We start from the raw sequence: 24051 nt of genomic DNA on the forward strand, positions 1-24051 counted from the left end.
GCTCAGCTTATCAGTCGGACGCAACCGTGCGCATCACCGTCTCCCGAGGCAGGTCAAACGCCTCCACGACCTGTACCACCAGGTCCATCTCCTGGTTCAAGGCTTCACGCTCCATGCGCTGGCGAATCACCCCGATCACCAGCACGGCCAGGGTGGTGATCGAGTACGCCGGGCCGGAAAACGCCCGTACACCGCTCACCAGCAACATCGCCGCCGCCAACGCCTGGCCGACCACCGGGATCGCGGAGGCCGCACCACGACGCAGGATAAACCCGGTCAACCCGGCCAGCGCCGTGCCGCTCAACGCCGTAGTGGCTGTTCGGCCGACATCGAAACGGCTGAACAGACCCAGCTCCTTTTGCGCCGCCGCCTTGAGTTCAGCGTCGAATACCTGGCGGTCGGCGTGGCTGAGTTTGTCCTTGTACTGCTCGAGCAGTTTTTCCGCGACCTGGGCTTCGAGGTCAGCCAGTGCCATCGTTTCAACGGGCTCGGCAAACTTGATTCCCAGTCGCTGCGCCACCTCTTCGGCAATCTGCCGATAGTTCACGCCATGGCCACGGGCCAGGTTCATAAAGCTGTCGCCGCCCATGCGCTGCAACTCGATGGCCAGCTTGAGCGGCTCGCGTACCGTGGCGTCAATCGACGCACTGCGCTTTTGCGCCATCAATTCGGCCAGGAACGCCAGCTCCTCCGGCCGCGCCTGCACCAGGGCCGCAAGCAAGTCGGTGTCCTCTTCGGCAAAGCGTACCTCGCTGCTGCGCTGGTCGGCGCGGATCACGCCGCGCCGCTCATGCAAGAGGTCGGTGTACTGCACCACGGTCTGCAACTGCGGCCAGTACGCGGCATGATCAAAGGTAGCCAGGTGCACATTGGTAACCTTGGCCTTGAGTGCCGGCGTCACCGGGATCGCATACCGGCCGATGCACCGCTCGGTGTCCGGCTTCATGGCCAGGGCCCAGTCCTTGCTGGAGTGGCAATTGATCACCCGCCCCTTGAGCGGCGCACACACCTCATCCCAAGGGCTGGACGTACAGATCGCTCCGCCCATCAACAGCAGGTTGTCCAACGGCAGTTCCCGTGCGGTATCCGGGCTGGCAAGCAGGCTCTTGACCAGAATCCGCGCCCCCAGGGAATGCCCGATCAGGTTGATACGCCGCACCTGCAGCGCCTCGCCATGCAGGTAGCTGGCCAGCTCCGGCAGTAAGCTCCTGGCCACTTCCTCCACCCGCGCCTCGACGCTTTTGTAGTGGTCGAGAAAATAGGCAATCGCCTTGCCCACGCCGACGGTCGCGGCACCGATGCTGCCACCACCCAGCATCGCGGCGATCACCTCCTTGAAGGGCGCAAACAGGTTTTCCAGAAAATGCCCCGCCGGCCAGAACAGCATCAGGTTGGTCGAACCCTCGATACCCGCCAGCTGTTGCTTGAAATTGCCCAGCTGTTGCCGGTTAAAGAACGCCGAGTAACCGTGAACATAGAGATTGAGCACATCGCCCTGAGGCTCGCCGCACAATACGAACGTGGGCTTGCGGGTGCGGTGCATTTCATCCCACTGGTGCTGCATGGGCCGGTGACTCCTGGTAACGAGGGACGGCGATAATAACAAAGGGAGGCCTGTAGAACGGTCAATCCTGACCGGCGTGGCGGTCGCGAAGGCTCAGAACTGCGCCGCAGCCTTTGATTTGGCCAGGTAGCGCGCCGGCGAATCCCCCAGGTTGCGCCGGAACACGGAGGTGAATGCACTGGAACTGCTGAACCCCAATTCGAAGGCGACATCGGTGATGGACGTGCCATGGCTTAGCCGTGCGGTGGCTTCCAATAGGCACACCTGCTGGCGCCAGGACACGAACGTCATCCCCGTGCCCTCGTAGAAATGGCGGGTGAAGGTGCGCCGACTCATGTTCGACCAATCAGCCATCTCGTCGAGGGTGATTTTCTGCGTGGGCGCATCCAGGAAGCGCTGACACGCTCGCGCCAGCCGCGGCTCGCACGGCAATGGCGCGCTGAGTGGCAGCTCGGGCATGGCTCCGATTTCATCAATCAACAGCGTCAGCACGCAGTGATGCCTCACGCTGGGTAATGCCGAGGAGTCGATAGCCAGCGCCGCCTCCAGTAAATGCCTGAGCAGGGGCGACACTTCAAACACCTGGCAGCGGTCCTGCAACCGCGCTCGCTTAGCGGCATCGGTGTCCAGGTAGGTATTGAGCATCACCACATCCCCGCGCATATGCATTTCATGGGGCACACCACCCGGCACCCAGATCGCCCGTTGCGGCGGTACCACCCAGTTGCCGAGATCGGTGAACATTTTCAGCGCGCCGGTGGAGGCATAGGCGAACTGCCCACGTGAGTGCGTGTGCCGCTCAAAGACGGTGCCGCAAGGGTATTCGCGCAGCGTTACCACGGCTTCTGGGCTGGCGGAATCAAAGGTCGGAATCATGGCCCGATTCTGTCAAAAGATGGCCTTGCATAGCAAGCGGGCCAACCCGCCACTCCCCTAACATCAACGCCCTCGAAAAAGCGTCATGACCAAGGGAACATTCCATGCTGAAAAAACACCTGGCGCTAGCCGTGCTCGTCACCCTGGTATGGGGGGTGAATTTCCCCATCACCAAACTCGGCCTGCGCTCGGTCGACCCTTTTGTCCTCACGGGCATCCGCTTTTCCCTCGCCGCCCTGCCGCTGGTGTTCTTCATCAAGCGCCCCGCCGTCAAATTCAGCTACGTGGCCGCCTACGGCGTCATCTTCGGGCTGGGCATGTGGGGCGTGATCAACTATGGCATCGAGAGGGGTGTGAGCCCCGGCATCGCGTCATTGATCATTCAACTCAGCGTATTTTTCACCATGGGCTGGGGTTGCGTGTTGTTCAGGGAAACACTCCGCGGGACGCAAATGGCGGGTGCATTTATGGCCCTGATCGGCCTGGCAGCTATCATCTCCACCCGAGAAGGCAGCCACGCAATGCTGGGTGTGATGTTGATCGTACTCAGTGCGCTGGCCTGGAGCGTGGGTAACGTCATCATCAAGAAGTCGGGGGTCACTGAGGTCTTCTCGTTCATGGTGTGGGCCAGCCTGTTTCCGCCGATCCCGTTATTTCTCATGGCTTGGCTGATGCATGGCAGCGCGCCGTTCGAAGGCTTGCAATCCAGCCTCGACATCATTGCGATCCTGTCCATTCTGTTTCAGGTGTACCTGGCGACGCACTTTGCCTACTGGGGCTGGAACTCGCTGCTCAAGCTGTACCCGGTGTCCACGGTGGCGCCACTGTCGTTGTTGATTCCGGTGTTCGGGATCAGCAGTTCGATGCTGCTGATTGGCGAGCGCGTTCCCTCGCCAGACCTGATCTCGATTGCGATCATCATCGCCGGCCTGGCCGTGGGTTTATACCGCAAGCCGGTGTGAACCGCCCGCCGCCAGACACACACTGGCGTGTTGTCCCCTCAAACGCAGCAAAAACACAATTTTCGAAAGGTAAAAAGCGCTCTAATACCCTCCTGTCGATTGGTTTTAAAGATCCTGGAGTTCGCAATGCCCCATGAAGGCAATCTGTTACAAGCAGCCGTGGTGTTCCTGCTCGCCGCCGTGCTGACCGTGCCCCTGGCCAAGCGCCTGCAATTGGGCGCGGTGCTGGGCTATCTGTTTGCCGGCGTGATCATCGGTCCGTCGGTGTTGGGCCTGATTGGCAACCCGCAAAGCGTCGCGCAGTTCTCCGAACTGGGCGTGGTGTTGCTGCTGTTTATCATCGGCCTGGAGCTGTCGCCCAAGCGTTTATGGGTGATGCGCAAAGCGGTATTTGGCGTCGGCCTGGCCCAGGTGCTGCTCACCGGCCTGGTCATGGGAGCGGTGGCGTTGTGGCTGTTTGGCCAGTCGTGGAACAGCGCAATCGTGCTCGGCCTTGGCCTGGCGCTGTCGTCCACCGCGTTCGGCCTGCAAAGCCTGGCCGAGCGCAAGGAGCTGAACCAGCCCCACGGGCGCCTGGCGTTTGCGATCCTGCTGTTCCAGGACATCGCCGCGATCCCGTTGATTGCCATGGTGCCGCTGCTGGCCGGCAGCGATCATCCGACCACCGAAGCCCAGGGCCTGCAACACGTCCTGCAGATCCTCGGCAGTATTGCCGTGGTGATCATCGGCGGCCGCTACCTTCTGCGGCCGGTGTTTCGCATCGTCGCCAAGACCGGCCTGCGCGAAGTGTCCACCGCCACCGCCCTGTTGGTGGTGATCGGCACCGCCTGGCTGATGGAACTGGTGGGTGTGTCCATGGCCCTCGGCGCCTTCCTCGCCGGCCTGCTGCTGGCGGACTCGGAGTACCGCCACGAACTGGAATCCCAGATCGAGCCGTTCAAGGGCCTGCTGCTGGGGCTGTTCTTTATCAGCGTGGGCATGGGCGCCAACCTCAGCCTGCTGCTCAGCTCACCGCTGGTGGTGATCGGCCTGACCCTGCTGTTGATCGGTTTGAAGCTGCCGCTGCTGTACGCCGTGGGCCGCATGGTAGGTGATCTCAACCGCGAAAGCGCCCTGCGCCTGGGTGTGGTGCTGGCGGCGGGCGGTGAGTTCGCCTTTGTGGTGTTCAAGATCGGCCGCGACCAGGGCCTGTTCGAACCGCACCTCTACGACGTGCTAGTGCTGACCATCACCCTGTCCATGGCCGTCACCCCGCTGTTGCTGCTGGTCTGCCCCAAGCTGTTCAAGCCCAAGGTCAAGCCGGTGGAAGTACCGGAGGAATACCGCACCATCGAAAGCGATGCGCCGCGCGTGGTGATCGCCGGCATGGGCCGTATGGGCCAGATCGTCGCGCGGATCCTGCGCGCGCAGAACATCTCCTTCATCGCCCTCGACACCTCGGTGGAAACCATCGAGCTGACCCGCAGTTTCGGCGGCATGCCGGTGTTCTACGGTGATCCGCAACGTCCGGAGATCCTGCACGCCGCCAAGGTCGACCAGGCCGAGTTCTTCGTGATCGCCATGGACGACCCGGAGATCAACATCAAGACCGCCGAACTGGTGCGCAACCTCTACCCGCACATGCAGATCATCGCCCGTGCGCGTAACCGCCAGCACGTGCACCGCCTGGTGGACCTCGACGCCTCGCCGGTTCGCGAGACCTTCTACTCCAGCCTGGAAATGAGCCGTCGCACCCTGGTGGGCCTTGGGTTGACCCAGGCCCAGGCCGATGCCCGCATCACCCGCTTCAAGCACCACGACCTGCAAGTGCTCGCCGCCCAGCACGCGGTGTACGACGATGCGGCCAAGGTGATGCAAACCGCCCAGGAAGCCCGGGCGGAACTGGCGCGACTGTTTGAGATGGATCGGCTTGAGGAAGAGTCCGACAAGGTGTGAGGCTAAGGGCGAACGATATTGCGAATTTTCTGACAGAATGTGCCGCAATCTCGTTCACCCCTGGAGCGCTTCATGGCCACGTTCACCAAGACCGCTATCCTGCTGGCCCTCGCGCTGACCGCCGGCAGCGTCTTCGCCGCCGCCAAGCCGGCCACGCAAACCATTTCCACCTTGGGCGGTAAGTTCAACTTCAATCTGCCCAAGGCTTACGCCGCCGACACCCTCCCGGCCGGCAAGGCCGAGGACGGCACCGCTGATACCCAAGGCACGATGTACGCCAACCAGACCACGAAAAGCGTGGTGATCGTCGCCGAAACCGTGCGTAACGACGGGGTGAGCATCAAGGACAACGACCCGCAGTTCCTCGATGGCGCCGTGGCCGGCTTCGTCAAGGACCAGAGCGCTGCCCTGCCCGACTTCAAGAAGCTGAGCGAGAAGAAACTGACCTTCAAGGGCCTCGGCCTGCGCCAGGTTGACAGCACCGCCACCCAGGGCGGTGGCAAGACCTTGAACTCCACGTTTCTCGGCGGCTCCGGCAACCACTTGCTGGTAATCCAGGCGATCTCGCGGGCCGATGATACGAAGGGGCATGCAGAGCTGGTGAAGCAGATTACCGGCGGCAAATAACAAAGAGTCCTGACAACGCCCATCAAATGTGGGAGGGGGCTTGCCCTAATGCCAGTCAGTTAAGCGTACATCGCCTCCTGTAGGAGCGAGCTTGCTCGCGAAAAACGTCAACGATAACGCGTGCTTCCTGAATGAACGCGGCGCCTGTGAGTTTTTCGCGAGCAAGCTCGCTCCTACAAAAAGCCTTAACTGACTGGCATTAGGGCAAGCCCCCTCCCACCTTCATTCAGCGCGCTCACTTCAAATTTGTTTCCAGCCACGCTTTCAAGTCCTGCACTTCCACCTCACTGACCGTGTGGTTCATCCCCGGATAGCCATGAAACTCCGGCTTCAACCCAAGCTCCACCAACACCTCATTCGCCCGCGTCGCCGACGCATACGGCAGTGCCTGGTCCAGGGTGCCGTGGCCGATAAAGATCGCCAATTTGTTCAAGCGCTCATCCGGCTTCAGCTCAGCCTTGAGCACCGGCAGCACGCTGCCACTCAATGCCGCAATGCCGCGCACCAGCTGCGGGTCGCGCAAGGCCACCTCATACGACATGATCGCGCCCTGGCTGAACCCCACCAGGAACACCCGGTCAGGCCGGGTGTGATACTTGGCGGTGGCTTTGCCGACAAAGTCCTTGATCAGCTTGGCGCTGCTCTGCAAATCAGCGGTCACACCATCGTAGTCACCGTCACCCGGCGCCTTGGTAAACCAGCGAAAGCCATTCGGCTGCACCGGCGTCGGCGCACGGGCCGACAGGTAGGTCCAGGTGGACGGCAGCGCGTCCTTGATGCCAAACAGATCTTCCTCATTGCTACCGAACCCGTGCAGGAAAATCACCAGCGGCTCGTTGCGCGCATCGCCCTGGGTCTGTTCCAGGTACGCCAGCGGCAAATCGGTGTGCAGCTCGGAATCAGCGTGGGCAACGCCGGCCACCAGGGTCAGTGCGAGGGCAAGCAGTTTGAGCATGGGACGTTACCTCAGGGTTTGCGCAACAAGTAAGTGTCCATGATCCAGCCATTCTCCAGGCGCGCCGCCTTGCGCACCCGTTCGATCTCTTCAGCCACTTCACTGACTTTGCCGCTGATCAGGATCTCGTCTGGCGTGCCCAGGTAAGCACCCCAGTAAATATCCAGGTCCTGATCGGCCACCGTACGGTAGGAATCTTCCGCATCGAGCATGACCACCAGGGTATCGGCATCGCTGGCCTGCCCCGCCGCCAATCGACGCCCGGTGGTGATCTCGATGGACTTGCCGATACGGTTCAACGCCACCTTATGCTGGGCCGCCAGGGCCTGCACGCTGGTGATACCGGGGATCACTTCGAATTCAAAGGCGCAGCGGCCACTGGCCAGGATCGCCTGCAAGATGCGGATAGTGCTGTCGTACAGCGCCGGGTCGCCCCAGGCCAGGAACGCACCGACTTCACCGTCGGCCATTTCCTCGTTGATCATGCGCTCGAAAGTTGCCTGCTTGTCGCGGTTGAGGTCCTGCACAGCAGTCGTGTAGTCGATCTCGCCACGTACGCGCTCGGGGCACTCGGCCTCGACAAAGCGGTAGCCAGGTTCGGTGATGTAGGTCTCGCAGATCTCGCGGCGAAGGTCGATCAACTTGTCCTTGCTCTGGCCCTTGTCCATCAGGAAAAACACGTCGGTGCGGTTCAGCGCTTTCACGGCCTGCATCGTGATGTAGTCAGGGTTGCCGGCGCCAATGCCGATGATCAGGATGCGTTTCATGGGTTGCTCTCATTGCGGGGCGTGGATTTTGCCATGTTCACGCACTCAGGCGTGAGTTTCCAGGCGCAGGCGCCACACCGTGTTGAAACGCAGTTCGGTAGCGGACAGGGGCTCGACATCGATCCGATAGAACATCGACACCGGAAACTGCATGACGTGCAACATCGCCGCGCGGATCACAAAGGGATGGGTAATGGCCACCACGTGCCCGGGTTGCGCCTCAAGCGTTTTCATCCACGCCGCGACCCGCGCGCAAATCTGCTCGACCGACTCGCCACCGTGGGGCGCACGGGTGCTGTGGGTCATCCAGTCCATCAACGCATCGCTGCGTAACTGACTGATGGCCTGGCCCTTCCAGTCGCCAAAGTCGCCATCGCGCAAGGCCTCTTCAATCACCGCCTGACTGCCGAACAACCCTGCCGTTTGCCAGGCGCGTGCCTCGGGCGCGCACAGCAGACGCGTTTTCTTCTTATAGCGCCCGGCCAGGGACAGCGCCGCCGCTTGCCAATCCATGACCACGGACTCGTTATCGGGAAAACGCCCGTACTTTTGAGCGGGTGTGGCGGCATGGCAAATGAGGCTCAAGCGGGAGGCCTGCATCACTGCTCACTCTGCATCGGGATAGCGCCTCGTATAAACCTGATACACACGTGCGGAACCGCCGAGTTTAACCATACCACTCCCTACAAGCCACGCGTCATACGTCGGACGCAGCAAAGTGCAATTACGGTGTCGTTATTTCCCTGCCCATTACGAGAAAACCTCATGATTATCACGCCCCAGGCGATTGTCGTACAGCCGCACCCGGTCTCACAGGAGGCCGGTCAGAACAATGGCGCGTCAGAACATCCAAGAGCCAAACGATCACTTACTCAAACTGTCACACAGTGGCCTGTGAATCCGCAGCCCTCCCCAACGGATGCACGTTTTCAACGCATCCAGAAACAAAGCAAACACCTTGTGGAGAAAAGCGACAGTGAAATGGCAAGCCAGTATTGCGCCGCATTGATGTTGCTGGAAAGTCGCAAAAAGTCCGTGATAAAAAACGGTGGTCAACTTCCAACGATCACTGACATTCCACCATTTTCCACCTTCGGCCAGGCGTGGGCACTCTTCGCTCAAGCACTCACTCAAGAGCCGTTTGCACGCTATGCCAAGGAAAATAACATCGATATTTCCACGATCAGATGGTTCCCCCACGCGGATGATATGGAATGCAGTATCAATGGCAAAATTCAACTCTTCTCGAGCCATACGCCCGGCTGGAAAGAAGCCAGCGCAGGTGTTGCAGCGGCGGCAAAAGAAGTAGCCGCCGGTCGACTTGAATCGTTTCGGTACACCGGCGCACGCAACGCGCCCATTGACGTGGTGAGCAACTTCTATGGCGAAGCCTTCTCGAACTTTCCAAACGACCTGCCCAGTGCGATACGCGACTTGCAGTACAACAATAAATTCAAAACCCTGATGCCCTTAAACGGCCCACTTACGCCGCAAGCCACGCGCGTCAGGACGGCACAAGCCGAAGTAGAGAACGCCATCGCCATGGCAACCTATAACCACACCAGGGGGGTAGCTGACGCAAACCGCACACCGACACCTTCGGAACGTGTCGAGGAAGCCGACCGGGAACTGGCGCGCATGCTCAGCAGGCTGGTGACAATCAAAGCCATGAACCCCCGCGCCGACGCGACCAAGGGGGTCCTCATCGGTACCCCTGAAGATTCGTCCTATGTACAGGCAGCACAAGCCTATAAAGAGGCGCTCTCCAGCGACGCGTTCAAGCGCTTCATGCAAGCACACAACCTGGATATCGAAAGTGTAGTGATCCATTCGGATGGGCGTCTGTCTGCCTGGGGGCCAGACTCAGACGGACGCATCAAATGGCTCACACTTCCCGCTGAACATAAACAGTGGGCAGCCCTTCAACCTGCCATCTTGAAAGTGGCCCGCGAGATAGGAGGTAGCGGGCCGATGGCCTTGCCGAACTACAACTACGGAGACTATCTCTACCCGATAGCGGGCATTATGGAATTTTACGGCGTACGCGAACATTACGGCTCACCGCAGTGGGCCGAACAAAACGCGGGGCTCATTCGCGACGGTTTCCCCGCCCTGCTCAAAGACAATCCTCCGAACGACGCCGCCTCCCTTGTGGTTCGCGAACGCCAACAGGCAGCCAAACAGCGCGTGGCGCGCAGGGAAGGACTCCCAGTTCCCAGCTTCGCCACTCCCACACCGCCGTTCAGACGCAACCTGGTCGATGCGGCCATACCCACGCCGCCCGCCCCGCCGACCGTTGGGCCCGTGAACACCATCGGCCAGCGTCTGTTTGAAGGGGAACCGAACATGCAAGCAGTGGTAGCCGGATTGCTCAAGGACGCCATCAATAAGGCATCCCCCTCATTGAATGTGGATGTCCAGCAGTTGGCCTTCGCCGTCCCCAACCCGGCAAATCCCGGTCAATACCTGGAAATACCCCTGATGGAACTGGCGATTAACCACATCGCCGGCGCTGACGCTCCCGTGTTCAGCAGTGACGGCAAGTTTGTCGACACTCGTGCGGACGTGCAGGCACGTACAGGCGATCCTGCGGGCACCGCGCTTGACATCGATAAATCAGCGCTCCAACAGGCGATCAGCCAGTTGCCCGGCAAGCTGAACGAAGCGCTTCAGACAGCCAAACTCGATTATTGGGGCAAGCCACCTTTCAACGAACCGGCCCCTGGTTTAGGCGCCGACACGGCGGTGAGTGTCACGCCCATTTTCGCCGGAGATCGTCGGTTGATGCTCAGTGAACTGATACGTAGCAACCTGCGCCTGGCCAGCCTGAAACACCCTGGGCTGGATGACTTGCAACGCGAAACCCTCGACATGGCGGTAAGGTATCCCCAAGGATCGACACGTCCCAAATTGGCTGACGGCTCCGAAGTGATCGTGTATAGGTTCTCCAGCACTGACAGTAGTCGTCCCGATACCCCGCAATATCTAACCCCCAACCTGGTCATGGAACGTAAGGTGGCGGGACGTACGATCGTGCTGGTGTGCGAGCCAAGCGGCAAGGTAACCCCCTATGCCTCGTTGGCCGCAGTCAAACAGGCCTGGGACCAAAACCTGAAAACACAACAGCCGACCACAACGTTCAGCACCGCCCTCACCCAATTGGACGTGAATGCGTTCTACATCCAAGCAAGCATTATTATCAACAGCAAAGCAGCGGATGCAGTCACCACCGACTCCACACTGCTCGACTCGCAGCCTCCTGGGCAGCCCCAGAACAAGATGTCCGACTGGATAAAAAATACCTCCGATGCCAACCGCTTCATCCTGCATGAGCTCACCATGGAACTGGCGGGCTACATGCATCGCAACAACGAACACACCTATAACAGCGGTATCCCGGATATCCGCACGTATACCCAGAACCAACTGAATGCGCTGTCACCGCCCCCCGTCCCTTATGACATCAATGATGTAGAAGTGCTGTTTCACACGCCGTATGGCGGCACGGGGGCCGGGTTCGGATTCGGAGCCATCCAGACCACTAAAATGGCCCTGAGCGACGCGTTCATCCAGAACCTTGCTGGATTACCTGGCGGTAGCATAGAGGTCCGCCACAAACCAACGGGAACGCTGATACCGGCGCTGGGCAAAGAAGGCGCCCTCAAAGCGTTGATTGAAAAAGTCAACGTCGGAAAGAACTACCCAGACTTGCTTAAACGCGAGTTGCTGGATGACCCTGCAAAAAAAGCAGAACGTCAGCTACGTTTTGTGCAACAAGTACCGATTGAACTAAAGATGAAGGCGCTGGAGTTGACCGCCAAAGGCGCGTCTGGTTTCGATAACGCCATGGGGTTTCGTTACCTTCAAGCGGTACTTGACCCCACTCCCGGTACCAAGTCCGTCAATGGCAATGAAATCACGATGCGCCCATTGGCATTCGTGCCCGAACCTGGCGCATCGCCTGACATCGTCGAGAACATGTACCTGATCGAACCCAAGGACAGCACCGTCGGTCCGCATGTTCTCTATCGCCCGCTGATGGCCGATGCTCCACTGATGCAGTTTCCTTCTCGCAAGGCATTGATGGAGGCCATCCAGAAACCCGGAAAGTTACAAAACGATATTCTGGCCTGGATGCCCGATGAAACGACCCGCACAGTCTATGCCCACGGTGGTTTCAGCGAACCTCACCTGCACCGTAACAGAGTGTTTATTGATGACTTCACTATACCGAGCACACCGGCGGCCCCCACACTCGCCACCACCGGCGCCGGGATTGATGACATAGGGGCAAAACTGCAAGCCGGGCAACTGATGAGCCACCTGTACGAGGCTAACGCCAAGACCGTGACAACGCTGGCCGAACAGCAAACGGTGTCAAACGCGGAAAGTCGCTGGGCAACCCTGAAAGAAGGTGGGTTTCTCGTCCTCAACGCCGTCTTGCCCGCCCTTCGCGGCCCCGCAGCCGTCATCGGCCTGGCGTTGCAGACTCAGGGAATCCTTGGCGATATCGAAACCCTGGCCAATGAAAAGGACGGCCACAAGGAAGCCGCCGTTACCGATCTGTTGACCAACCTCGCAATACTGGTACTTCACTTACGTACACGCTCTCCAGGCTCAGCATCTGCGGCACATTCAAACTCAAGCAATACCGTCGGCATGTTGCCCGAAGTTGCGCGATCGCCAATAACGAACAATATCGTGGCGTTGGGAGGGCGCATCGAAAACGTCAAGGCCATCGATGGTGGCGTTCAAACTTTTGAAGATGTCTACAACGGTGAAAAACGCATAAATATTATCGGGCATGGATATGAGCCAGAACCGGGCGAACCGACAAAACTAATGGGCGAAGGTGGAAGAAAACTATCAGCCAGCGACATATATTTTGAGCTCTTGAGCCGAGGCATCGACATTAAAGACTATAAAGAAGCGCGTATCCTCACCTGCTACTCCGCAAATGGAGGTGATAAAGCTCTCGCTACCGATCTACATGAAGTTACAGGCGTACCGTTCAAAGGCTTTGAAGGAAAAGTGTACTCAGGCTTTGCACTGGGCACTCACCCCCGAGACGTATTCAATGATTTTGTAACTGACTTTACAAAAGAGTTTCCTGCACTATCTAAAGATGAAGTCGACACACTCGCAGGCCTTACGATGCAACAAAAATATGTCCAAGACTACGCCAGCGCCACGGCGAGCAAGCCACACGGCAAGCCGATACAGATAAATATCGGAACCACTGAAAAACCCGTGGTTGCGACAGTCGAGACAAATTACAAACCTTCTCGTTTCGGGCCACCAAAAGTCAAACTATCCCCCAGCGATCCCAGCTTCATCCCCACGCGACAAGATGCGACGATACGCAGCTACGATGACTTCCGAGACTTTGAAAAACTATCAGCGCCCGAACAGAAGGCCCAGAGTATTCTGATGATCCCGTCTGAAAATAAACAATTTGAATTTTTCATTGATGGATCGGGCAAAAATCCAAATAACCGATTAAATATCGTGGGGAGTGAAGTCACCCTAGACACATTTGAAGGGTCCTTGAATGAAGCCACCTCTCAGACGCCGGAAAGCCTTGCCACACTGATCGCCCCGGTGCGCGACAAAACAAAATCCACCTCACTTAGATTGCTCGTCGATAAGGCTGCCCAGACGGCCTTCCCCCAGAAGCTGGCCAATGCCACTGGCCTGACCGTAGAGGCTCCCATGGGTAACGTCCCTTTCTTTGAAGTCACAGAAGGCAGGTACTGGCTGATGCGCGATTCTCGAAGTGAAGTGGAGCCAGCGGTAAACGAGTGGAAAACCTTCACACCCGAGTGAGGGGTGCGCACGGCCGTCGCCGCCTTAACGGTGGCGGCAGCCCGCCCAGCCTCCCAGAGCAGTGAACGGCTCGATTTGCAAAGCTGTTTCCACTAATCAAACCACTCCCGCCGCCCCTCGAACGTACCGACGATCAACTCGACGATCATCTGCACCGCCTCGGGGTGGCGCACCTGCGCATTCACCGCCAGCCACACCTGGCGCTGCATGCTGTCCTCGGCCAACAACCCCGGCAACGCCACCAGCCCCCGGTCGAAGCTGCTCATGTAGTGCGGCAGCAAACCGATGCAGGCGCCGCAGCGGATCATCTCCAGCATCAGCGAATAGGCATGCACCTGCACCACCGCCGCCTGGCGTTGTTGCACCACCTGGTTCCACGGCTGCAGCGCCTCGACCTGGGCGTCCGGCTGCCATTGCACCAGCATGTAGTCAGCCAGGTCTTCCACGCTGTCCGGGCGCGTGGTCAGGCGTGAATAGCGCTTGGCGATATGCGGCAGGTACCGCAATCGCGCCAGCGCCCGCGGCGGTTCGGTGACAAAGCTCGGGCCGGGCACCGGGCCGTCGGTGTCCGCCAGCCACAGCACCACATCCACGTCCACCGCCTGCAGGGACAGGTGGCTGTCGAGGGAGATGATCTCCAGGCGCACGCTGGCATTGCGGCGCAGCAAGGCGATCAGGTCGCGGCCGAGGATGTCGTGCAGGATCGGCTCGGCCACCGCCAGGCGAATCAGCGGCTGTTCCAGTACCGGCAGGCGCCGTTCATGGGCCAGGGCGATCAGTTGGGCCTGCAATTGCTGGCCGTCGCGGCTGAGCACCAGGCCGTTGCCCTGGTAGCTGAACAGCGCATGGCGCAGGTGTTCCTCCAGCTGGGCCAGGCGCTTGCGCAACAGGGTTGCCTTGATATTCAGGCTGCGCGCGGCCTGCATGAAACAGCCGCAGCGCGCACTCACCAGAAAGTAGCGGGCCACCTCCGGGTCGATCTCGCTGGCCAGGGCCAGCCAGGCACTGCGTGGCTCGGTAGGTGCACGGTAAGCAGTGGGCCCCTGTGGGGCAGACGGTTCGAGAAATGCCATGGGAGACTCCCTGTCTGGTTGGTCTGTGCATCCAATGCGGGTTGAGGCGTGTTACTCCAGCACTTTGTTCAACTCGGCGCCGTCGATACTCAAGGTCGCGGTGTTGAGCATGCCTTCCAGGTAGGCCTTGGCGATCTGTTCCTGGCGCTGGGCGCGCAGGGCCTGGGTCAGGCGTTCACGCAGCTCGTCCAGGGTGGCGGTGCGCGCCGGTTGCTGGCCGATGAGCTTGAGCACATGAAACCCGGCCGGGCTCTGCACCACGTCCGAGACCGCACCGACCTTGAGCCGCGCCACCGCGCCGCGCACCTCCGGCACCAGTTGCTGCAACGGCTGCATCCCCGAATCGCCACCGCGCGCGGCGCTGTCGGGGTCCTGGGAAAACTGCGTGGCCAGGGCGGCAAAATCAGCCGGTGCGGCCTGGGCCTTGCGGCTCAGTTCCTGGGCCTGGCGCCGTACGGCATCGAGGTTTTGCGGGTCATTCACCGCGAGGAAAATCTGGCTCACCTGGTACAACGGCGGCGTCACCCATTGCGCCTTGCCGCTGTCGTAGGCCTGTTGCAACTCGGCGGCGCTGGGGTAGTCGGCCGGTACCTGGCTGACCGACAGCATGTAGTCGCGAAACACGATCTGCTCGGCGGCGGCGCGGGTCTGCTGCTCCACCTCCGGGCGCTGGCGCCAGCCCTGGGCATCGGCCTGTTCAAGCACGGCTTTTTGCGCCAGGCGTGAGCGGATCCAGGTTTCCAGGGCGCCACGGTTGCCGCGCAGTTGCTCGCGGGATTCGGCCGGCAGGCTGGCCAGCACGCTTTTCAGCTCCGCCAGGTCGATCTGCTGGTTGCCCAGGCGCGCCACCGCTGGCCCGCTCGGCGCGGGATTGATCACCGGCGCCGGTTGCTGCGCCGCCACCGGATCGCTGCCCGGTCGCAGGCTCAACGCCACGGCCACCACCAGCACAGCCAGCGCCCCCGCGCCGAGCATCAGGGTTGGCTTTTTCACAGCACCGCCGCCTCTTCACCCACCGCGGCAGCCTGCAACTGCGCGGCCTGCTGGCTGTACTCACGCAGGTAGACGATAAACTCCTGCAACAGGCGATCCCACAATTCCAGCTGGCTGCGCAGGTGCGTGACGCCAACGCCGGCCACCACCACGTCCATTTCCATCAACAGGAACTCGCCCTGCACCGACAACCGTGCAAAGCGCCGCGAGGCGTTCCATACCGGGGCCAGGCCCTCGGGCAACTCGCCCTGTACCCGCAGCGCGCAGCTGTAGGTGAAGTCCACATAGCTGCCCTGCTCCGCCGCCGGGTTACCGAAGCGCACGGCAAAGCCGATGCCCTGGCTGGCGCTGAGCAACTGCACGATGCCGTTCTGTTCGCTCTGGTTAACCCGGTAGCCGGCGTCCTGCAACAGGTCGGTGAGGCTCGGGACGGTGACGCTGGTGATCAATTCGCTCATGGTGATCTCTTCCTTGTCTATCAGTGATTGGCGGCTGCCTGGGGCGCATCAAAACGGCTCTTGTACAGATCGTCGCCAAAACCCTGGGCCAGTTCCTCGAACTTGACCCGTGCGCTGCTTGCGAACGGCTGGCGAATGCTCATCACCTCGGCCACATCGATTTTTTCGTAGGCTGCGAGCAACTGCTGGGCCACGCCGTACATCTGTTGATTCTTGACTGAACATTGCTGCACTTGTGTGTCACGTTCGCTTAAGGCCGCCTGCAGGCGCGCGCGCTCGACTTCTTTACCCTTGGCCAGCACCAGCAATTCGTCATAGGCCTTCTTGAACTTGCCGATCTGCTCGTTGCTCGCCGCCACCTGGGCTTGCGCCTGGCTGTGCAGGCTCTGTTGCTGGCCGGCCAGTTGCTCAGCCATGCCACGGGCCTTTTCCAGCTCGGCGGTCAATTGCTTGATGTGCGCCTGGGCCTGTTTGGCCTGGTTTTCGGCGGCCAGCCGTGCGGCACTGGCCTGGGCCTGTTCGCTTTGCAGCGCCTGCAATTGCTGGGTGGTGCTGCGCAGTTGCGTACGCAGGCGCTCCTCCATGCCTTCGGCCGACGCGCCGGTACTCACCAGCAGCAGTAACAGCGCGCAGATTCGTGTATTCATGTGGCATCTCCCTGCGCATCAAAAGCGCGTGTTGAGTTCCAGTTGCATCACATCGACTTCGAACGGCTGGCCATACACTTCGGAGGCGCTCAACCAACGCGCACTGGCGTAGATGTTCTTGTCGATACCGTAGTTGCCGCCAATGAAATAGCCCTTGGCGTTGGTGCCGCCCAGGTGGAACGACGAGTCGTTGAAGCCATCGGGCAAGGCGTCGGGCTGGATGTACTTGTAGCCGGCCAACACATTCCAGTCGCCGCGCTTGCGCATCTCCAGGGCGCTGCCGAGGGTGAACGAGACCATCAGCGCATTGCCGCCACTTTCAAACTGGCCGTTGCTGTTGATGTTGTTGACGATCTCGCCTTCGCTGCGCTTGAGCATCTCGCCCTTGTCGTAGGCCAGGTTGTGGATGAAGTTGGCCTGGCTGCGCAGCTTGAAGTCGCTGGGCAGTTCGCTGTCCCAGACCAGGTTGAGGTCCAGCACATCGAACTTGGACGCCAGGCCTACGTACTGCGGGTCGGGTGCGCGCGCAGGATCCGCCGGGTTGGTGGTGTTGTTGCGCAGGTTGAATACCGTGTTGCCTTTCTGCATGAAGGCCACGCGCGTGCCGTCGGTGTCGCAACCTGCCGCGCCCTGCCAGGTGGAGCAAGGGCTGGAGCGCTCGCCTTCGATGTCCTGGAACTGGTAGTAAGCCGCGGCGAGTTTGAGGCGGTTGCTGCGGTTGATCTTCCAATCCGCGCCGATCTGCCCGCCAAACAGCCATTTGGTGTCGCTGTCTTCCTTGTCGATACCATTGGTGCTGGCGGTGTCGGAGGTGTACTCCACCGGGAAGGCGCCGAGGGTACCGAACAGGCCCCACTCGCTGTTGAGGCTGTGGTTGAAGATCGCCGCCACGCCGTCGAAGTTGAGGTCGTTGGAATACATCATGTCGGTGGAATAGAACGGGTTGCCGATGCGCCCGGCGGTCAACGTCATGTAGTCGGTGGTTTTCCAGCTCAGGTAACCCTGGTCGAGCCAGATGTCCTTTTTGCCGAAGCCGCCGCCCAGGGTCTGGGTGGTGGACACCGGGTTATTGTCGGAGCCGGTGGCGATGCGAATGCCGGCGGTCCATTCCGGCGAAATCACCGCTTTCATGCCCAGGCGTGCCCGCAGGCGGAACAGGTTCTCGCGGTCCTCGCGGGTGTTGATCAGCGGTGGGAACTTGGTGTTGGAGTTTTTGTTGACGTCGTATGGGCCGGTGTCATTGAGCTTGGCAAAATCGGTGATGTTGTTGCTGTTATTGCCCGAGAAGTAGCGCGACTCGTCGCGCAGACGAATATCGCCATCAAAGCTGATGCGCGAGATCCAGTCGGGGAACGTATTGGGCTGCGCCCAGTTTTCCTGCTTGGCGGTGGACATGACTTCGGCTTTGACCTGGTCGCGGATCTGGTCGCGCACCGCCTGCGGCACGTACTGCACGCGCACATCCCCAGGCGCGGTCGCCGGGCCGCTGGCAACCACCGGCGCGGCGTTGGCCTGGCGGGCCTGCTGGGCTTCCTTTTCGGCCTGGGCGATCAGCCCATTGGCGGTGTCCTGGGTCAGCACACCTTGCTGCACCAGCAGGCGGATCAGGTTGATGGTGACGTTTTCCGAGGGCGCAACCGGGGCTGCCGCCGCCTGCCCGACCAGGGTCGCGATGACCATGCCAACCGCCAGGGTCAGTCGATTCACGGGGGAAATCATGTGTACGCAACTCCTGTAAAAAACCGTAGGTAAGAGGTTTCGTGCAATCAATCCGGACGCCGGCCCTTGAGGGACAGGCGCATGGGCAGCGTCAGCGACGCCGGAGGTTTCTGGGCGGCGCGGGGCGCACGGATCAGCGCCAGCATCTGCGCGTCGGTGTCGGCATCCCCGCTGGACTTGGCCACCAGCGCCTTCGTCACCTGGCCGTCGGCGCCCAACCACAGGTCTATCTGTATCGCAAAGGCCTTCTTGCGCAGCTCCGGGTCTTCGCGCATCAGGCGCTGATAGGTACCGGCCAGGTACTGCTTGTACGTGCCGGTCCCCAGCCCGCCGCCGCCACTGCCGGCCATGCCGCCGCCCTTGCCGGCGCCGATGTTGAAACCGTCGTTACCGGACTGCGCATCGCCGTCGATCTGCATCGGGTTGGCCAGGTCTTCATTCGGTGAAGGCGGTGCTTCCTCGGCCGGCTTGACCTCTTCGGGTTCAGGGCTGGGCACCGGCTCCGGGACTTTCTCTTCAACCTGGGGCTCGGGCTCCTTGGGTTTTTCCGGGGGTGGCGGCGGCGGCGGTGGCAACGGAATAATCGTCGGCACCTTCGGCGCTTCACGGCGTACGCCACTCATGTCATTGGCCCACTGCCAGAGAAACCAGGCCGCCACGGCGCCCAGCAACAGGCCGGCGCCCCATTTCAATGGGCGCAACGGCGGTTTGTTCTTCACCGGCAATGGCGCGATCGGGATCTGTGCGGTCATCACTCAGCCCTGGCTCGGTTTGCCGGTGACCAGGCCGACCTGGGACAGCTCCAGCCGGCGCAGCAGGTCGAGCACCTCGATGACTTTCTGGTACTGCACCATCGCATCGCCGCGCACGATCACCGGGAAGTCCGGGTTCAGCGCTTTCTCGATGCGCAGGCGTTCTTCCAGTTCGCCGAGGGTCACCGGGTACGCATCGAGGAACACCTGGCCGCCGTCATTCACGGAGATGGCCTTGGTCTTGGCCTCCGACAGCGACACCGAGGCGCTGGCCTTGGGCAGGTGGATCTGGATCCCCGAAACCTGGGCGGTGGCGGTGAGGATAAACATCACCAGCACTACCATCAGCACGTCCACCAGGGGCGTGATGTTGATGCTGTCGACGGCGGCATCATCGTCATCGTCGTGTGAGGCATTTACGGAAGCCATGGCGATTCTCCTCAGGCCGGAACCGATGCGTGATGGTCGCGGCGGTGCGCGGTTTCACTGTGCTGGCTCTCGCCGTGCATCTCCGCCAGGCGGGTGATGAACTCGTCGACGAATACGCGCATGTCGGCGCTGACTTCCTTGTTGCGCGTGATCAGGCGGTTGTAGCCAAACAACGCGGGGATCGCGACGAACAGGCCCATGGCCGTGGCCAGCAACGCCGCCGCCATGCCCGGAGCGATGGCGTTGATGTTCACGTCGCCGGCCATGGCCGTGCCGAGGAACACCACCATGATCCCCAGCACCGTACCGAGCAGGCCGATGTACGGGCCGCCGGCGATGGCGTTGGACAGGGTCGACAATTTGGAACTCAGGGCCTGGTTCTCACGGGTGCGCACACCGTCCATGGAGCAACGGATCGCTTCGATGGTCGCCGCCGACACCGACGAGGTGTCGGCGCCCTGGGCACGCCGGGTACGGATCTCCTTGACCGCCACCAGGTACAGGCGCCACAGCGAAGAGTGGGTCAGGCGCTCAGCCAACTGCGCGTCGTCGGCATACATCTCCAGGCGCGTGCCGATCTGGGCGAAGTGCTCGCGGAATACTTCGTTGGCACTGCTGAGGCGGCTGACCTGGCGGTTCTTGCGCAGCATGATGACCCACGACTGGAACATCATCGCCACCAGCACCAGGATGATCACCCAGGCGTCCACCGGCACGGCGTTGAGCAAAAAGCCCAGGCTGCCGAAGCCGAAGCCGGACTGTTCTTCATCCACGCCGTAGGCCACCAGTTTCGACTCGGCGCCCTGGGCACTCGCATCGGCCAGCAACAGCGCGGCCGGGCGCGCCACCTTGGACAGGCGCAGCTCATCCATGGCCCCGGCGAACGGCAGGTGCGCGCTGCCGGCTTCCGGCAGGTCGGCGCCGACCGCCAGCTGCGTGTTGAACCCAGGCATGGCCACGGCGAGCGTGGCGCTTTCACGGCCATTCACATACAGCGTGACCTTGTCGCCCTCGGCGGTGAACGCCAGGTGCTGCCATTGGCCAGGGTTCAGCGGTTGGGTCGACACCGCGCGCTGGCCGTCGATCTCCACAAACGGCGAGCCCTGGTTCAGGCCCAGCAACAGGCTGTGGGCACCGTCACGTCGGGCCAGTACGATTTGCTCACCGCTGGCCTGGTCCAGGCGCAGCCAGGCGCTGAAGGTGAAGGCAGCGCCGGCGGCGTGTTGCAGCGACGGGCTGGCCGGCAACAGCAGCGGCTGGCCGCCGAACTGCAAGGCGCGGCCGATCACGCCGTCGATGCTCGCGCCGGTGGCGTTCAACGCGGTGTTGGCGTAGGCCGTGGTGTCCCGTGGCGGCGTCGCGTTGGCGCCATCGAAGTGATAGAGCGCGGTGTAATTCGGATCGAACGTCAGCTGGCCATTGGCGGTGGCCGGGGCCTTCTGGTTGCCGTAGTACATCCAGAAGTCCTGGCGCTGGCCGCCTTCGACCTTGGGCACATCGACCCAGATCAACGCCATGCCCATCAGCGGGTCGAAGCTTTCGATCTGGTGATTGAACACGGTCTTGTCATCGGCACTCACAAAGCGCAGGTCGGCGCCGTCGTCCTTGACCCCGTCAAAGGTGAAGTTGCCGGTGTGCAGGCGCACCAACAGTGCGGTGCGGCCCAGGGCCTGGCTGATCGCGGCGCCCTGGGCGGTGGTGTCCACCGAAATCTGTTTGCGGTAGTGCCAATCGTCCTGCCACCAGGCATGGGCAGTGGCCGGGAGCGCGAAGCCCAGGCAGATCAACAGGCTCAGGAATAGGCGTTGCATGGGTGAAGTCTCCGGAAGAAAAAGTCAGAAAGTCGCCTGCACACTGAAGTGCAGTCGCGAGTCCTGTTTCTGGGTGTTCGGTCCATCGAGCAGCGGGTAACCCCAATCCAGGCTGCCGGACAACCACTTGCTCAAACTGGCGCGGGTGCCCAGGCCGACACTGGCCAGGCTGTATTCGTCTTCCTGCTCGGGCAGCGGGTCGTGCAGGCGCATGCGCGCGCCTTCGGCGAACGCATAGAAGCGCCACTCCTGCACATAACTGCCGAGGAACTTGGCCAGGGACGGCGTGCGCAGTTCCTGGGAGAGCAAATAGCCCTCGTCCCCGGTGCGCTCGGCCGCCAGGTAGCCGCGCACCGAGGTGGCGCCGCCGGCGGAATACTGCTCGTTGGACACCAGCGGCCCGGAGGCCAGCTGGAAAGCGCCCTTGGAGGCCGACTGCCAATCGTTGGCGAAGGTATAGGTGTAATTCAGGTCGCCCTTGAGCACGGCAAAACTGGCACTGGCCTTGTAGCGCTTGTAATCGAACTCTTCGGCGTCGCTGCCGTAGCCAAAAAATGCACGGGTGCCGACCACCAGGTTCAAGCCCAACCCCAGTTGGGATTGCTCGGTGTAGCGATAGCCGTTGTAGCCCAGGGTGAACGGCGCGTACTTGAGCGGCACCTGGTCGCTGCTGGCGCCGAACTTCATCTGCTCGTCGAAGTCCTTGAAGTCCACCCCGAACGAGAACGAGTTGGCCCAGTTGCCCGCCGCCGGCAAACTGTAGATGGCGGATACGCCATAGGAATGGCCCTTGCCCAAGACGTTGCTGCCGCCGATGGTGGCGATGTTGCTGTCGGACTGGTAACCGGAGAACTGCAAGGTCCAGCGTTCGTTCAGCGGCGCACTGTAGGAGCCCGACCAGACCTTGGCATTCTCGGTGTCCTGGGGCGCGGTGAAGTAGGTCAGGGAAATGCTGTGGCCCAGTTGCCAGAGGTTGTCGTAGCCCAGGGTGGCGACCGAGCGCAGCTTTTCGGTGTCGGCGCTGTAGTCGTTGTTCAGGCCGAGGCTGGCGTGCCAGGGGTTCTGGTCCTCGACCTGCAGATCCACATCCATGGTGCCGGGGCGCTGGCCTTCACGGACCAGTGGCGTGACCTGCCGACCGGCACTGCGGTTGAGCCCGGCCAACTGGGTTTGCACCGTGGTGAAATCCGGTACCGCGCCTTCCTTGAGCCCCGGCACTTCCTCGCGGATCTCCACCGGCGAATAGTGCTTGGCGCCGACCACACGCACGCGGCCGACCTTGGTTTCGCTGACCTGCAGATAGACGATGCCGTCATCGACCTTCTGTTCCGGCAGCTCGACAAACACCGACTGGTAGCCACGCGCCTGGTAGATCTTCTGCAACGCATCGCGCGCGCCTTCGATATCGTCCAGGGTCTTTTGCGGGCCAAGGAACGGGTACACCGCCTCCTCGATCGTCGCCGCATCGAGCACGGTATTGCCGCGCACGAAGTACTCATTGACGTCCACCTTACGCGCCGGGGCCTCACCACCCTCCTCGGCCCACACCGGTTGCGCCAGGACGCCCAGCGTCAGGCAGCACAACGCCAGCGTTGATTTGAACAGATGCTCCACACCGCCCCCTAACTGTCTAAGATTTTGCGCCGTCGCCGATTGCACGGCGTCTGGCCTGCTCAATTGCTGCTGGTCGAAAGATGGCTGTGCCGCGCCAGCCAGGTGTGCAGCAAAGCGAAGTTCAGGGAGAACTCCGGCATGTGCAGCAAGGCGCCACAGAACACTTCACCGATGATGGTCTGGATCAACTGCACGGCCTGCGGGTTGTTCAACAGGCTGGCGATGTCGCGCTGCAAAGCGTGGATGCTCCACACCTTCTGGTTCAGCTCCAGGCCGACGAACCAGCGGAACAGCAGGTTGTAGTTCAGTTGCTCGTGCAACTGCTGTTCGCTGGGCACCGAATACAGCAGTTGCAGCAGCAGGATCTGCACCACGGTCTGCGGCGCGATCGACATGCCCGGCGCGGCTTGGAGCAGGTCGCGATGCTGCTCGAGCACCTCGTCGATCTGCGGGCGCAACAGCACCAGCGAATGCCCCGCCGGGATGTAGCTGGACACTTCCTTCAAGGCGCCCTGCCAGTCGTCCTGGGAGACGATCCACACCCACGGCGCGCCGTAGCGGTACACCGAAACCGGCTTCTTGCGCGCAGCCTCGACGATCTTCGACAGGCGCTGGTCGAGCTCTTGCATGCCTACTTTCGAGTAACGTTCCATAGTTCCCATTGCCCCACTCCTGGCGTCCCGCTGACGGCTGGGGAGGCGGCTCGTGGCGGCCTCCAGCGCGTTACATAGGCAAGACGGAAGTGGCGATGAGCTACCGAACTTTTGTCATGAAAGCTTCATTTTGGATTGTGAGGGGGGCAATTTTTCTGGAGGCTGCATTGGCGGCCCTAGAGCTGAGCGGAGTTGTGCCCGGTGTACTCGGTTGGAAATGTGGGAGGGGCGGTGCGACGATTCGACTTGCCCCCGATGGCGGCCTCTGGGCCGACCTTTTTTTTGGATTGGACCGGGTACATATCCGTTGCTGCGGTAACGGCCACTTAGGGTTCCGCTCTTACAGCGGGTCACTTTTGGAAGAGCGCCAAAAGTAACCAAAAACGCTTC

19 protein-coding genes are annotated in these 24051 nt (G+C 61.2%); 4 read left to right on the forward strand and 15 right to left on the reverse strand.

Annotated elements, in window-relative coordinates:
* Nucleotides 1–10 precede the first annotated feature (10 nt).
* Nucleotides 11–1564: a DUF726 domain-containing protein gene (locus BFP99_RS31480; RefSeq protein WP_065949039.1), complete on the reverse strand. Its 1554-nt coding sequence runs from the start codon at nt 1562–1564 to the stop codon at nt 11–13.
* Between the two features lie 93 nt (nt 1565–1657).
* The gene (locus BFP99_RS31485; RefSeq protein ID WP_065924383.1) at nt 1658–2440 is read right to left on the reverse strand and encodes an AraC family transcriptional regulator; all 783 of its coding nucleotides are present in this window, start codon (nt 2438–2440) and stop codon (nt 1658–1660) included.
* Between the two features lie 104 nt (nt 2441–2544).
* Between BFP99_RS31485 and BFP99_RS31490 the strand changes: the two genes are divergently transcribed.
* The 3 genes from BFP99_RS31490 to BFP99_RS31500 all read left to right on the forward strand — a co-directional run bounded on the left by BFP99_RS31490 (nt 2545) and on the right by BFP99_RS31500 (nt 5964).
* Complete coding sequence (locus BFP99_RS31490) at nt 2545–3402, forward strand: EamA family transporter (RefSeq protein ID WP_065949040.1); 858 nt, start codon at nt 2545–2547, stop codon at nt 3400–3402.
* Nucleotides 3403–3528: 126 nt separating this feature from the next.
* Nucleotides 3529–5337, forward strand: coding sequence for a monovalent cation:proton antiporter-2 (CPA2) family protein (locus tag BFP99_RS31495; RefSeq protein ID WP_065949041.1), 1809 nt, complete (start codon nt 3529–3531; stop codon nt 5335–5337).
* 72 nt (nt 5338–5409) lie between these two features.
* A complete protein-coding gene (locus BFP99_RS31500) occupies nt 5410–5964 on the forward strand; it encodes a hypothetical protein (RefSeq protein WP_065924380.1) in 555 nt (184 codons plus the stop codon).
* A 235-nt stretch (nt 5965–6199) separates the two neighbouring features.
* Here BFP99_RS31500 and BFP99_RS31505 read toward each other — a convergent pair whose 3' ends face one another.
* From BFP99_RS31505 to BFP99_RS31515, 3 genes are read right to left on the reverse strand one after another with little or no spacing between them, the layout of a single operon-like run.
* Nucleotides 6200–6919 (reverse strand): alpha/beta hydrolase, encoded by a 720-nt coding sequence (locus BFP99_RS31505; protein WP_065949042.1) that lies wholly within the window; start codon nt 6917–6919, stop codon nt 6200–6202.
* Nucleotides 6920–6930: 11 nt separating this feature from the next.
* The gene (gene cobF / locus BFP99_RS31510) at nt 6931–7686 is read right to left on the reverse strand and encodes a precorrin-6A synthase (deacetylating) (protein WP_065924378.1); all 756 of its coding nucleotides are present in this window, start codon (nt 7684–7686) and stop codon (nt 6931–6933) included.
* A 45-nt stretch (nt 7687–7731) separates the two neighbouring features.
* Nucleotides 7732–8286, reverse strand: coding sequence for a histidine phosphatase family protein (locus tag BFP99_RS31515; RefSeq protein WP_065924377.1), 555 nt, complete (start codon nt 8284–8286; stop codon nt 7732–7734).
* 165 nt (nt 8287–8451) lie between these two features.
* On the opposite strand from BFP99_RS31515, the gene BFP99_RS31520 reads away from it, so the two are divergent.
* On the forward strand, nt 8452–13512 hold the full coding sequence (locus BFP99_RS31520; protein WP_141690863.1) for a dermonecrotic toxin domain-containing protein: 5061 nt from the start codon (nt 8452–8454) through the stop codon (nt 13510–13512).
* Between the two features lie 92 nt (nt 13513–13604).
* Here the strand turns inward: BFP99_RS31520 and BFP99_RS31525 are convergent, their stop codons facing one another.
* Genes BFP99_RS31525 through BFP99_RS31570 form a run of 10 tightly spaced genes read right to left on the reverse strand, consistent with a single transcriptional unit; the run spans nt 13605 to nt 23661 of the window.
* Nucleotides 13605–14585, reverse strand: coding sequence for a LysR family transcriptional regulator (locus tag BFP99_RS31525; protein WP_065939816.1), 981 nt, complete (start codon nt 14583–14585; stop codon nt 13605–13607).
* A 51-nt stretch (nt 14586–14636) separates the two neighbouring features.
* Nucleotides 14637–15578 (reverse strand): peptidylprolyl isomerase, encoded by a 942-nt coding sequence (locus BFP99_RS31530; protein ID WP_065949044.1) that lies wholly within the window; start codon nt 15576–15578, stop codon nt 14637–14639.
* A complete protein-coding gene (locus BFP99_RS31535; RefSeq protein WP_065949045.1) occupies nt 15575–16036 on the reverse strand; it encodes a YbjN domain-containing protein in 462 nt (153 codons plus the stop codon). Before BFP99_RS31535 ends, BFP99_RS31530 begins: the two co-directional genes overlap by 4 nt.
* Before the next feature lie 20 nt (nt 16037–16056).
* Complete coding sequence (locus BFP99_RS31540; RefSeq protein WP_065924372.1) at nt 16057–16683, reverse strand: DNA repair protein; 627 nt, start codon at nt 16681–16683, stop codon at nt 16057–16059.
* An 18-nt stretch (nt 16684–16701) separates the two neighbouring features.
* Nucleotides 16702–18402, reverse strand: a complete 1701-nt coding sequence (locus BFP99_RS31545) for a putative porin (RefSeq protein ID WP_065949046.1) — start codon at nt 18400–18402, stop codon at nt 16702–16704.
* A 47-nt stretch (nt 18403–18449) separates the two neighbouring features.
* Nucleotides 18450–19154 carry an energy transducer TonB family protein gene (locus BFP99_RS31550; protein WP_065949047.1) on the reverse strand — a complete coding sequence of 235 codons (705 nt, stop codon included), beginning with the start codon at nt 19152–19154 and terminating at the stop codon, nt 18450–18452.
* Nucleotides 19155–19157: 3 nt separating this feature from the next.
* Nucleotides 19158–19583, reverse strand: coding sequence for an ExbD/TolR family protein (locus BFP99_RS31555; protein WP_010211136.1), 426 nt, complete (start codon nt 19581–19583; stop codon nt 19158–19160).
* 11 nt (nt 19584–19594) lie between these two features.
* Nucleotides 19595–21394, reverse strand: coding sequence for a DUF2341 domain-containing protein (locus tag BFP99_RS31560; protein ID WP_065949048.1), 1800 nt, complete (start codon nt 21392–21394; stop codon nt 19595–19597).
* 24 nt (nt 21395–21418) lie between these two features.
* Nucleotides 21419–23008, reverse strand: a complete 1590-nt coding sequence (locus tag BFP99_RS31565; protein WP_065949049.1) for a ShlB/FhaC/HecB family hemolysin secretion/activation protein — start codon at nt 23006–23008, stop codon at nt 21419–21421.
* 59 nt (nt 23009–23067) lie between these two features.
* Nucleotides 23068–23661: a transposase gene (locus BFP99_RS31570; protein WP_065926276.1), complete on the reverse strand. Its 594-nt coding sequence runs from the start codon at nt 23659–23661 to the stop codon at nt 23068–23070.
* Nucleotides 23662–24051 lie beyond the last annotated feature (390 nt).

The organism is Pseudomonas sp. 1 R 17, from assembly GCF_900067035.1.
Classification (GTDB): domain Bacteria; phylum Pseudomonadota; class Gammaproteobacteria; order Pseudomonadales; family Pseudomonadaceae; genus Aquipseudomonas; species Aquipseudomonas marginalis.

Excerpts from the sequence above, each read along its gene's own strand:
- BFP99_RS31550 (WP_065949047.1), bottom strand. The coding sequence starts at position 19,154 with ATGACCGCACAGATCCCGATCGCGCCATTGCCGGTGAAGAACAAACCG.
- BFP99_RS31515 (WP_065924377.1), bottom strand. The coding sequence starts at position 8,286 with ATGCAGGCCTCCCGCTTGAGCCTCATTTGCCATGCCGCCACACCCGCT.
- BFP99_RS31540 (WP_065924372.1), bottom strand. The coding sequence starts at position 16,683 with ATGAATACACGAATCTGCGCGCTGTTACTGCTGCTGGTGAGTACCGGC.
- BFP99_RS31485 (WP_065924383.1), bottom strand. The coding sequence starts at position 2,440 with ATGATTCCGACCTTTGATTCCGCCAGCCCAGAAGCCGTGGTAACGCTG.
- BFP99_RS31535 (WP_065949045.1), bottom strand. The coding sequence starts at position 16,036 with ATGAGCGAATTGATCACCAGCGTCACCGTCCCGAGCCTCACCGACCTG.
- BFP99_RS31545 (WP_065949046.1), bottom strand. The coding sequence starts at position 18,402 with ATGATTTCCCCCGTGAATCGACTGACCCTGGCGGTTGGCATGGTCATC.
- cobF (WP_065924378.1), bottom strand. The coding sequence starts at position 7,686 with ATGAAACGCATCCTGATCATCGGCATTGGCGCCGGCAACCCTGACTAC.
- BFP99_RS31505 (WP_065949042.1), bottom strand. The coding sequence starts at position 6,919 with ATGCTCAAACTGCTTGCCCTCGCACTGACCCTGGTGGCCGGCGTTGCC.
- BFP99_RS31520 (WP_141690863.1), top strand. The coding sequence starts at position 8,452 with ATGATTATCACGCCCCAGGCGATTGTCGTACAGCCGCACCCGGTCTCA.
- BFP99_RS31570 (WP_065926276.1), bottom strand. The coding sequence starts at position 23,661 with ATGGAACGTTACTCGAAAGTAGGCATGCAAGAGCTCGACCAGCGCCTG.
- BFP99_RS31560 (WP_065949048.1), bottom strand. The coding sequence starts at position 21,394 with ATGCAACGCCTATTCCTGAGCCTGTTGATCTGCCTGGGCTTCGCGCTC.
- BFP99_RS31495 (WP_065949041.1), top strand. The coding sequence starts at position 3,529 with ATGCCCCATGAAGGCAATCTGTTACAAGCAGCCGTGGTGTTCCTGCTC.
- BFP99_RS31555 (WP_010211136.1), bottom strand. The coding sequence starts at position 19,583 with ATGGCTTCCGTAAATGCCTCACACGACGATGACGATGATGCCGCCGTC.
- BFP99_RS31525 (WP_065939816.1), bottom strand. The coding sequence starts at position 14,585 with ATGGCATTTCTCGAACCGTCTGCCCCACAGGGGCCCACTGCTTACCGT.
- BFP99_RS31500 (WP_065924380.1), top strand. The coding sequence starts at position 5,410 with ATGGCCACGTTCACCAAGACCGCTATCCTGCTGGCCCTCGCGCTGACC.
- BFP99_RS31490 (WP_065949040.1), top strand. The coding sequence starts at position 2,545 with ATGCTGAAAAAACACCTGGCGCTAGCCGTGCTCGTCACCCTGGTATGG.
- BFP99_RS31480 (WP_065949039.1), bottom strand. The coding sequence starts at position 1,564 with ATGCAGCACCAGTGGGATGAAATGCACCGCACCCGCAAGCCCACGTTC.